Genomic DNA, 10,621 nt, shown 5'->3' with positions numbered 1-10,621 from the left:
GGTGTCTTCCCATGGCTGCTCCGTGATGTAGTCGGTCAATCCTTTCATGGCGAACCTCCCGGCAACGAGCGTTTGCCGGTATCTTCGCCAGGAAACAGTACTATGTCAAGCGGGTGTCGGAGAAACCCGCAGATACGGTATCAAGTATAATAGAAGTATAAGCAAACGTATCCCCAATTATTCACCGCCAAGTCACCGCGTTTTCACCGGCGCTGATTTTGCCAAAACCAGTCCGGCGCGCGTTCTACTGCCGCGTGGTCCTGTTGGATGGATAACACGATTATGAATTCTCTGAATTCGCGTCAAATCAACGCATTCTTGCATTCGATCCGTTCGGAACAAATCGAGCAACTTGGCGCGCAGACGAATGCCGCAGCGCAACTCAAACAAGCCGTTGACGTTTTGTTGCAACAGCAAAATGTGGATGACACGCCGCGTCAACGCGGTCTCCTCGCGCGCCGACTCGTCGAAAGGGCGATCCAGGGATTAGCCGCGGACGAGCGCGAGCGCGATCATCGCGCGTACGTTTTGCTCGACGCATTTTATCTCCAACACAAGAGTCGCGCCGAAACACTCGCGCTGATCAAACTTGCCGGCGGATCGTTTGATCGCGTCAATGCAGACGCGCTCGAAAAATTGACCGACGCGTTGAGTCGTGTGTGCAAGGAAACTTTTCAACCGAGCTTGGCAGTGATCGGCTCGACGCCCGCGTTACGCAAAGGGCAACACTTGCCGTATCGTCCGTATCGCGTGCTGTGGGGTCGCCAGCGCGAAGCGAATGATACGGTGACTTGGCTCACGCAGACCGACGCGCCGTCGGTGGTTTGTCTCAGCGGACTGGGCGGTAACGGCAAAACCGCGCTCGCGCGTCACGTTGCCGAGCGTCTGTGTGAATCGCCGGCAATCGCCGATGTATTGTGGATCAGCGCGAAACGCGAGATGCTGGTCGGCGCGCGTATTCAATCGGCGCGATCCGACCGACTGACCTTCGCCGATGTGGTGGATCAATTAATTATCCAGACGGGCTTGGCAGAGGTGACGAACCGCTCGTTTTCGGACAAGTGTTTGGCGGTGGGAAATCTCTTGCGGGCAAAGACATTTCTAATCGTGTTGGACAATTTGGACGAGTGCGAGAATGAGATCGAAATTACGCAACAAGTTTTGAATATCCTGGGAACGAGTCGTCTGCTGATTACCAGCCGGCATCAATGCGTGGATGCATTACCCGTAGTGCGCCCGGCGCATTTGACCGGCTTGCGCCAAGCCGATAGCATTCAACTTTTGCGCGAGGAATCCGGCTATCGCGGTCTGGCGGAATTCGTTCAAGCCAGTCCGGACTTGATGCGCGAAATCCACGAGTACACCGGCGGCGCGCCGTTGGCTCTGCATCTCGTTATCGGTCAAGCGCATATCTGGTCTCTGCCGACGGTTCTCGCGCATCTGCGGCAGGCGCGCGAACCCGATGTTGAATTCTACACGTTCTTGTTCAAACAGGATTGGCTGTCGCTTTCTCAAGCAGCGCAACGCATTTTGATTTACGTTGGGCGAATGATTCGCACATCGGTCACGCACGCGCAATTGCGCCACGCGCGGATTGTCGAAAGCGGATTGGATGACGCGTTGGAGTTGTTGGTGAAACTGTCTTTGGTGGAGACCAATGCCAGTTTGCTTGAAGCCGAAAAACGTTACAGCGTTCATCCGCTCGTGCGGCATTTTGTCGTCAGTGAATTGCCCAAGTTATGGACCGCGCAGACGATCTGATCGAATTTTACACTGAGGGCTGTGTCCGCCACGCCGCGCAGAGTTGGTGGGAACTGTTCAAACACGACGCGCGGATTTTGCGCGAGCCGGACGAACGCGCGAACATTCTGTTTTGCGCGCAAGAATGTCATGCCCAGCAACAATGGGAATGGGTGGCGCGCTTTTGGGATTTGACCGAAGATTTGTACAACCTGGGTTACTGGAACGAGTACGCGCAGTTGGATCGCGCGTGTCTCGCGGCGGCGCAACAACTGGGGAATGTCGAAATGCAAGCCGCGATCTACAGCGAGCTGGGTTGGCTCGCGATGCAACAAGGCGCGCTGGCGCAAGCCCACGCGTTGGTTCAAACCGCGTACGATTTGTATTCGCAGATGGGAAATCTGCGCGGGCAGTTGATCGCGCGCCGCTATGTCGCGACGATTGCGATGGCGGGTCAGCAATGGGAGTTCGCGCGCGTGCAGCTGGAAGAACTACAAAATTCACTCCACGCGGCGCTGGCACGCGATGATCCGACATTGCGCGTGTTTCTGACGCGCCAGATAGATATTGTGCATGATAGTCTGGGCATTGTCCTGCAACAATTACGCGATTACGCGGGCGCAGAACGCGAACTCCAATTGGGATTGGCAGGCGCGTATGCGCGCGGGCATTTGGCGGTTGCGATTTCGCATCTCAACTTGGGAAAACTGCGGATCAAACAGGAGAGATATACCGAGGCGCAGGAATTTCTAGGCGATTGTTTGGCAATGTGCGATCAATTTGAATTTCGCGCCATCGGCGCGGACGCGCAATTTCATCTGGCGGAGGTTGCCCACGCGCGCAGTGAGATTCGATCCGCGCTGGAGTTGGCGCGTGCGGCATGGCAAACGTATCAAACCCTTGGCGCGGTGTCAAACGCGAACCGTGTCGCCGATTTCATTTCCAAGTTAAGCGGGCGGTGATAAAAAGACCTTCCAGGTTTTCAAAACCTGGAAGGTCTAGTTACCCACTAATTTTGCGAGTTCAACACATCCCAGATGGCTGGGTCTTCGCCGCCGGGACGCCACAACACAATCCCGCCGAGTTTGTAATCCTTCATCACGATCCACGCCGCCGCAACGTATTGATTGTCAACGAACCACACCGTATGTTTTTCCATGCGCGGCAAAACGCATTCTGGTTTCGAGCGCAAACACGTCGGACCTTGCGGAATGCCGTACGTCAATTCGCTCTCGCCGACCGCGCCGCGATCATCTGCGGCGAGATAGCGGACTTGACCGCCGTAGCGATCCTTCAACGCCATCACCTCGTTCCACCACAACGCGATGGTGTCCTTGCCGCCCCAATCGTACGCGTAGAGATGAATGCCAAGCACGATTTTTTCGCGGGGGATTTGACTCACCGCGTACTCGGCGACTTGGCGTAGCCACCAGATCGGCGCATTCGGCGCGGGCGGTCCGCTTTTGCCACGATACTCGTACGCCATAATCCGAATCTGATCGGCAGTGTGTCCGAGCACCGCGTAATCGGCAAAGCGACACACGACGCACGCGTCGTCGTTGCGAATTTTCGGCGGGACGGTGATGCTGAGAATTTTGCCTTCGCGATGCAAACGCGTCGCGAGCGCGGTGGCGAATTCGGAGAATGCTTGCCGCGATTCGGGTGGCAGGTTTTCGTAATCAATGTCCACGCCGTCAATCAGCGGCGACCGCGCGACTTGCATGATCGCGTCAATGTGTTTAGCGCGAATCGCCGGCGTGCTCAACATCGTGAGAATGTTGCGCGAATCCCAGGTCGAAGAAACGGTCGGCACGACGCGGATGCCGTTCGACCTCGCGAAATCCACCAGCACCGCGTCGGTCACCGGGTTGTTCGCGGTAAGACTGCCATCGCGTTCGACGGTGTAGCTGAACGCGCTCAGATCGCTGTACGAATTGATGCGCGGCGCGACGATGACCGCGAGCGGTCCGGGATTGCGCGAGTTACGCAACCACGCCGCGATGACCGGCGGACGATTCGAGAGATCCTTGTCCATGGTGGGTTCTTCAGGCATCGGCGGGTCTGCCGCGACGAGGGTGATGAGAACGAGGATGCTCCACACGAGCGCCAAGAAACGTTTGTAGTTCAAATGCACGGGTTTTTCCTTTTGAGCGGCGCGATTATAACATGGAAAATGCCCATTTTGCAAAAATCACGAGGCGTGGTAGAATCACGTTAACAGGAGGGAACGATGAGCGAAGAACGCAAACCAGTCGTTGCGCCGGATCGCGGAGTAGTCGCGCAGATGGTTCGCACGCTGCAATTGGTCTGGCGATTGCTAAACGATTCGCGCGTGTCGCTATTCCCCAAACTGATCATTCCCGCCGCGATAGTTTACATCATTTCCCCGATTGATTTCTTGCCGGATGTCATCCTCGGTTTGGGGCAATTGGACGATATTGGCGTCGTGATGTTGAGCATCGCGATGTTCATCGAGTTCTGCCCGCGTCCGATTGTCGAAGAACATCGCCGCGCGTTGGAATCGGATGGCAAAGAACCGCCCAAGTCGGAAGACGTGATTGACGGATCGTACCGGGTGGTTCCCGACGACGAGCGGCGCTAAACTAGCCCGAAAGGAAAACGCATGTCCGAGCACACCTTTCAACAGGTTGCGACCGAACTGAATGTGTCCGCGAATACGCTGCGCCGATGGACGAAAGAATTCGCGTCCTTTCTCTCGTCCGCGCCGGTCAGCGGCGACGGCGCGTCGCGGCGATTTGTGGATCAAGACGTGGTTGTGTTGCGCCACATCAAAGATCAATTGTCTGCCGGCTTGAGCACCGAAGAATTGATCGAAGAGTTGCAAGCGCAGGGTCGCGGCGAAACCGCCGCGCTGACGCTCGCGGCACGCGAAGGATCGCCCGCCGCCGGATTCGTCGTGCTCACCGACACGTTGCGCGCGATGATCGAAAATCAGCAGACGATTCAAAACAGTTTGCAAGTCAATCGCAATTTGCAAGGGGTGATCATTCAAGATAATTTCAACTTGAAAGAAGAAAATATCAAACTGCGCGAGCGAATGCGTGAGTTGGAGCAAGAGCTGACCGAATTGCGTCAACGCGATTCCGATTATCGCTTGACGCTGGAACAGCGTTTGGCGCGACTCGAAGTCGAAGCGCGCAAAGGCGTGCTGAGTAAACTTTTCTAATCGCGCCCGATTTTTTTGGGAAACCCTGCGTCGGTGATGCGGGGTTTTTGTATGCGGAATTTTTGCCGCGCTCTGTGTGGGCGGATGGATTTTCCAAAGGAGGGACTTTGAGAAAGGCACGGCTAGCTATCGCCGGCTTGGGCAACGTGGGCAAACGCTTGCTCGAATTGATCGAGCAGAAACGCGGCTGGTTGCGCCAACAGTTCGATTTAGAGCTCGTCGTCGTCGGCGTATGCGATACGACCGGCGGCGCGGAGAACGCGGCGGGCTTGGACGTTAAAAAGATCATCGAGTTGAAACGCGCGAAAAAAGGCGTCGCCGCGTATCGCGAATACGCGCGCACGCCCATGTCGCCGGTTGATTTAGCGCGCACGGTGGACGTGGACATTTTCGTCGAACTGACGTTGACGAATCTGCAAGACGGTCGGCCGGGCTTGGACGCGATTCGAGCCGCGCTCGCGAAAAAGGCGCACGTCGTCACCGCGAACAAAGGTCCGCTCGTGCTGGCGTATCCCGAACTTGCCGCGTTCGCGCGTAACCAGGGGGTTCGGCTCTTGCACAGCGCGACGGTCACCGGCGGTTTGCCGACACTCAACCTGGGTATGCGCGATCTCGGCGCGGCGACGATTGAGAAATTCGAAGGTGTGGTCAACGGCACGACGAATTATATTCTGTCGCGCATGAGCGAAGGGCAATCGTACGCGCGCGCGCTCAAACACGCGCAGGAAATCGGCATGGCGGAAGCCGACCCGACGCTCGATGTGGATGGCTGGGACGCGGCGAGCAAACTCGTCATCGTGGCGAACGCCGTTCTGCATCGTCCGACGACGCTCAAGGATGTGCGCGTCGAAGGGATTCGCAAGGTAACACAAGACGAATTACTGCTCGCGACGGAACACAACAAGGTGGTCAAGCTTATCGCGCTGGCGGAACGTGTCGGTGGCGAGTATCACCTGAGCGTCCGTCCGACGACGCTCGATAAAACGCATCTGCTCGCGACGGTCGGTGCGGGGATGATGGGCGTGATGTACCACACCGACATCAACGGCGTGATCTTTGCGGCGATTGAAGAAGAGAATCCGTATCCAACGGCAGCCGGTGTGCTCCGAGACATTACGCACGCGGCGATGTAAAACACAAACCTCGCGAGAGAACCTCGCGAGGTTTGCGTTTAAGATCATTTTCCATTTACATTTTAGAGGCGTTCAATAGAACGCCCCTACGGATTCTTATTCGCAGAATTTGCATACGCGGCGTTCGGCTTCGACAATTGCTTGGTCGGACGACCAGAAGAAATTCGCGCGTCCGACTTGATCGGTAAAGCCGGCGCGTTCCATCATACGCATCGCGTTCTCGTGGACGCCGGCGAACATCAACGAGCCGCCTTGCTGATGAATTCTTTCGTACAGCCGTTCCAAGGCTTCCAGTCCGGCGGTGTCAATCAACGGCACGCCCCGCATCGAGAGAATCAACGCGTGCGTGTCGCCCAGCCGCGCGAACGCCTCGTTGAAAAAGCCGGTCGCGGCAAAGAACAACGGTCCGGTGATAAACGCGACGCGGACGTGTTGGCATTTGCCTTCGGCGGCGATGCCCTTGGCGCGCAATTTTTCCGCGTTCACTTCTTGCACGTCAATGTCAATGTTTGCGATCTGGCTGAGGAACACACCGCCCGCGACGAACGAGCCGATGAGGATTGCCTGGGTCAAGTCAAGCGCGATGGTCGCGAGCATCGTAATCGTGAACGCGATCATCGCGGTCTTGAAGCGATTGCCGAAAATAAAACGAACGGCGTGCCATTCGTTCATCCGCCACGCGGTAACCATCAGCACGCCCGCGAGCGCCGCGAGCGGAATGCGCGCCATCACCGGCGCGAGCAAAAACATCGAAGCGAGAATGCCGAGCGCGTGAATGATACTGACCACGCGTGTCTGTCCGCCTGACTTGATGCCGACGCTCGTGCGCGCGATGGCGGCGGTCGCCGGCACGCCGCCGAAAAATGGAATCAGCATATTGCCGATGCCTTGGGCGACTAATTCCTGATTCGCTTGCAGACGAATGCCGGTCATATTCGACGCGACCGCGCCGCACAACAGCGATTCAATCGCGCCGAGCGCGGTAATCGTCATTGCCGGCGCGATGAATTCGGGCAGTTTGTCCCAGGGCAAACTGAGCGGATTCATGTGCTCCGCCAGCAAAAGCGTTTGGGGAATCTCGCCGATTTCTTGCACGCGCCAGTTCAATGCCCAGTTCAACCCGGTGGCGAGAATGATGCCGAGCAGCGACGATGGAAAACGCGCGCCCCATTTTTTCGGCAGGAACAGCATCGTCGCGACGACGACGATGCCGAAGACGATGGCGTGCCAATCGGGCGCAAATCCACCGCGCAAATATCCGAGCAATTTCGATAGCGCGGAATCGGTCGCCGCCGTTTTCACGCCGAGAAAATTATCCATCTGTCCGATAAAGATGATGAGCGCGATGCCGGACGTAAAGCCGGTGATGACCGGCGCGGGAATGAAGGCGATAAAGCGACCCAGGCGCAGAATGCCGATGATGAGCAAGATCAAGCCGGACAGCAGACCCGCAATCCAGATGCCTTCAAGATTATATCGTTGCACGAGCACGATGAGCACCGCGCTCATCGCGCCGGTCGGTCCACTAATTTGATACGGCGCGCCGGACAGCGCGCCGATCACGATACCTGCCAGGACAGCGGTCACCAATCCGGCGGGCGCGCTTGCGCCGGACGCGACGCCGAACGCCAGTGCCAGCGGCAACGCGACCGCGGCGACGGTGAGACCGGCGAGAACATCTTGTTGGAATTTTTGGACGTTGTAACTCCCAAACTCGTCCTGATACAAACGTTTAAGACTACGCCGTGGCATAACCTTATCTCTCCTAAAATTGTAATCGCTTTGCCCGAATCCAGGTTTCTTCGAGAAACCTGGATTCTATTTTCGCCTACTAATCGCGTTTGGCGATGGTGTTGAAAATTGTAGACCCAGTTTCTGATTGGGTCTACGTTGTGAAAATTTATCTGACTACTGGAATGCCTGCAATGCAAACAACGCGATCATGCCCAGCGCGATAGTCAGCCACACATTCTTGGTGCGCCACGCGATCAAGCCGGCAAGAATGCCGGCGAGCAAGCGCGCGTTGCCGAGCGATACATCGAACGCGCCGCCGTGTGCCAACAATTCGGGAAGAATAATCGCGGAGAGAACGACGACCGGCACAAACGCCAATCCGCGTGTAAACCACACCGGCATGTCAACACGTCCGTGCGCGGCGATGAACGACAGGCGCGTCGCGTACGTGACGATTCCCGCGACAAGAATGATCAGCCACAGTTCCATTATTCCTCCGTGTGAGTCAATCCGAACCGGAATTTTTATCCACGCAGGACACAAGTTCACCAAGAAAGTGATTTCGTGTCTCTTTGTGTTCTTCGCGGACAAGAACTATTCTGATTCGGAGCGACCAGCTTCCACGATCATCCCGACCGTGATACCCAGGATCGCCGCGAGCATCAATCCGAGTTTGTACTGTAGACCGATGGTCGCTACACCGACCACGCCCGCGACCAACGCGGCGATCCCGTACGCGCGATTCTTGAGCATCGGTATTACAATCGCGATGAAGGTGAGCGGCAGTGCGAAATCGAGCGACCAATTACTCGGCACTTGCGCGCCGATGAAAATGCCGACTGCGGTGCTCGCTTGCCAGCACAACCACAGCGCCAATCCAGTGCCGAGGAAAAACCAATGTTTGTGCCGTCCGTCGCCCTCGGCTTGGTAATGCGTGATCGCAATCGCGTACGCTTCGTCGGTGAGCAAGTACGCGAGGGCGACTTTCCACAACGGATGCAACGGCTTTAGGTACGGCGCAACCGATGCGCTGTACAACGCGTGGCGCAAATTGACGACGAACACGGTCAGCACGATGATGATGCCGGGCGTCGCCGCCGCGACCAACGGCGCGCCGATGAATTGTGCCGACCCAGCAAAAATGATCGAGGACATACCTTGGGCGATCGGCGCGGGCACATTGAGTTGGATTGCCAACGCGCCATAGATCAAGCCGAATGGAATGACGCCGACCATCAAGGGAAGTTGCGCCTTGAACCCCGCGAAAAATTCAGATCGTGATGAAGACATTGTGTGTGATCCTTGTAAAAAATATGCCTACCAAAAAAACTGGTAGGCAGTTTAGCACCGAATCATTCGTTTATCAAATTGCCGCGCGGTCTCTGCTCAGCCGGCGATTACCGACAAAACAAAAAAAATACCTTGCGAGGAAGAATCCTTCGCAAGGGTTTTGAGCGCAGAGCGCGCAATGAAATCAAGTTTGCCGGGTCACTAACCGTAACATGCGATTGGGTTTGAATTGGAATGGACCATCCGAGCTCATCGTGGTTATATCTTTTCGATTCTGCTTGCGCGGAGTTGTGCCGCGGTTTGATGCCGACGAATCTGAGTGCTGCCTAACGGTTTGCGTTACTGGCGCTGGGGCGGGCGTGGACTCCCCGCCAAAACGGGAAAACCCAAAGTACCGAAAAAGCTCAAAAAACGCGGCGCGTACCCACCGTCAGCTGCACGCTGTGTTAGGTCCCACTGGACAATTGAGGCTTCGTCTGATCTATCTCGGCTCTGCTTGAGTATGTCCGAAAATTATTCCTAGTAGCAGGAACGCAAAAGGAGACACCAAAGCATAGCCAACAATCCCGACATTCCGGACATTAAGCCAATACTCCACATTCATGATTGCCAGCGGCACACCGAGCAACCCCACAAGACTCAGGAGACCACTGATAATCATAAAAATCCGCACCGTTATCTCCAGCCTGCCCCCCTTGAACACGGGTGCAGCAAAGAGCATTGAGAGAGCAAAGAACCAGTCCCACGCAAGAATGTCTAACGTATAGACCACAGATGGCCACTTCCACGAAAAGAACAAAGGAGCCCAAGTCAATCCGGTAGCTTCAATCTGACGGCTTACCGTCAGGACAACGAAGTGGACACTAGATGAAATACCCGCCAGTAGGATCATCAAGCAAAGGGCCGTAAGACTATATACCTTGACCTCAGCAGGTGCGTAGGCGTGAACTGCGACCATGCTAACGACATACAATAGTGTCAGGGGGATGATGAGCAGTTCCATAATGGAGACGAACGGATCGCCGATTGGGTCTTGAGGCGACTTGAGGGAGAGAAATCCGAGAACCGTTGTAACAACGTACACGATCCCAAGGATGAATACGGCCCAAGCTGCGGCTTTTCCGATGGCGCGATGCTGTGGTGTGAAATCTTTGTGGGACATTGTGCTACTCCTTTTTATTTTTGTTCTTATATTATGATTTCGTAGAGCCTAACGGTTTGCGTTAGTGGCGGGTGGGTGGGCGTAGATAATGCTTGGGAGCATGAAAAACTCGAAGCCACGCTGGCGCGAAATGCCTGACACCGTATCTGCGGGTTTCTCCGACACCCGCTTGACATAGTACTGTTTCCTGGCGAAGATACCGGCAAACGCTCGTTGCCGGGAGGTTCGCCATGCAAGGATTGACCGACTACATCACGGAGCAGCCATGGGAAGACACCTTGATTGCGACCTATCTTTTGGTTGTCGATCGGTTCGACCAGGCTGCCCAGATGGCCAAGTTCGTTCGGACGCGCGGGCCTGCGCCCGACTACGACG

The 10,621-nt window shown here is 56.0% G+C and carries 10 protein-coding genes; 5 read left to right on the top strand and 5 right to left on the bottom strand.

The genetic code is table 11. The features are described from left to right. The first annotated feature begins 282 nt into the window (after positions 1-282). Both HY868_27820 and HY868_27815 read left to right on the top strand, forming a co-directional pair. Positions 283-1,761 carry a hypothetical protein gene (locus HY868_27820; protein ID MBI5305965.1) on the top strand — a complete coding sequence of 493 codons (1,479 nt, stop codon included), beginning with the start codon at positions 283-285 and terminating at the stop codon, positions 1,759-1,761. Beyond that, the gene (locus HY868_27815) at positions 1,740-2,702 is read left to right on the top strand and encodes a tetratricopeptide repeat protein (protein MBI5305964.1); all 963 of its coding nucleotides are present in this window, start codon (positions 1,740-1,742) and stop codon (positions 2,700-2,702) included. Before HY868_27820 ends, HY868_27815 begins: the two co-directional genes overlap by 22 nt. A gap of 47 nt (positions 2,703-2,749) precedes the next feature. On the opposite strand, the gene HY868_27810 is transcribed toward HY868_27815, so the two are convergent. Then, positions 2,750-3,874 carry a hypothetical protein gene (locus HY868_27810; GenBank protein MBI5305963.1) on the bottom strand — a complete coding sequence of 375 codons (1,125 nt, stop codon included), beginning with the start codon at positions 3,872-3,874 and terminating at the stop codon, positions 2,750-2,752. Positions 3,875-3,970: 96 nt separating this feature from the next. On the opposite strand from HY868_27810, the gene HY868_27805 reads away from it, so the two are divergent. The 3 genes from HY868_27805 to HY868_27795 all read left to right on the top strand — a co-directional run bounded on the left by HY868_27805 (position 3,971) and on the right by HY868_27795 (position 6,060). Next, a complete protein-coding gene (locus tag HY868_27805) occupies positions 3,971-4,342 on the top strand; it encodes a DUF1232 domain-containing protein (GenBank protein ID MBI5305962.1) in 372 nt (123 codons plus the stop codon). Positions 4,343-4,363: 21 nt separating this feature from the next. After that, positions 4,364-4,927, top strand: coding sequence for a MerR family transcriptional regulator (locus HY868_27800; GenBank protein ID MBI5305961.1), 564 nt, complete (start codon positions 4,364-4,366; stop codon positions 4,925-4,927). A gap of 107 nt (positions 4,928-5,034) precedes the next feature. Continuing rightward, positions 5,035-6,060, top strand: coding sequence for a homoserine dehydrogenase (locus tag HY868_27795; GenBank protein MBI5305960.1), 1,026 nt, complete (start codon positions 5,035-5,037; stop codon positions 6,058-6,060). 96 nt (positions 6,061-6,156) lie between these two features. On the opposite strand, the gene HY868_27790 is transcribed toward HY868_27795, so the two are convergent. From HY868_27790 to HY868_27775, 4 genes are all read right to left on the bottom strand, one after another. After that, a complete protein-coding gene (locus HY868_27790; protein ID MBI5305959.1) occupies positions 6,157-7,812 on the bottom strand; it encodes a SulP family inorganic anion transporter in 1,656 nt (551 codons plus the stop codon). 156 nt (positions 7,813-7,968) lie between these two features. After that, on the bottom strand, positions 7,969-8,283 hold the full coding sequence (locus HY868_27785; protein MBI5305958.1) for an AzlD domain-containing protein: 315 nt from the start codon (positions 8,281-8,283) through the stop codon (positions 7,969-7,971). 105 nt (positions 8,284-8,388) lie between these two features. Beyond that, positions 8,389-9,084: an AzlC family ABC transporter permease gene (locus tag HY868_27780; GenBank protein MBI5305957.1), complete on the bottom strand. Its 696-nt coding sequence runs from the start codon at positions 9,082-9,084 to the stop codon at positions 8,389-8,391. A gap of 481 nt (positions 9,085-9,565) precedes the next feature. Then, positions 9,566-10,246: a hypothetical protein gene (locus HY868_27775; GenBank protein ID MBI5305956.1), complete on the bottom strand. Its 681-nt coding sequence runs from the start codon at positions 10,244-10,246 to the stop codon at positions 9,566-9,568. Positions 10,247-10,621: the final 375 nt, after the last annotated feature.

Source organism: Chloroflexota bacterium, assembly GCA_016219275.1.
In the GTDB taxonomy this organism is placed as follows: domain Bacteria; phylum Chloroflexota; class Anaerolineae; order UBA4142; family UBA4142; genus JACRBM01.
This window is presented reverse-complemented; position numbering and strand designations above follow the sequence as displayed.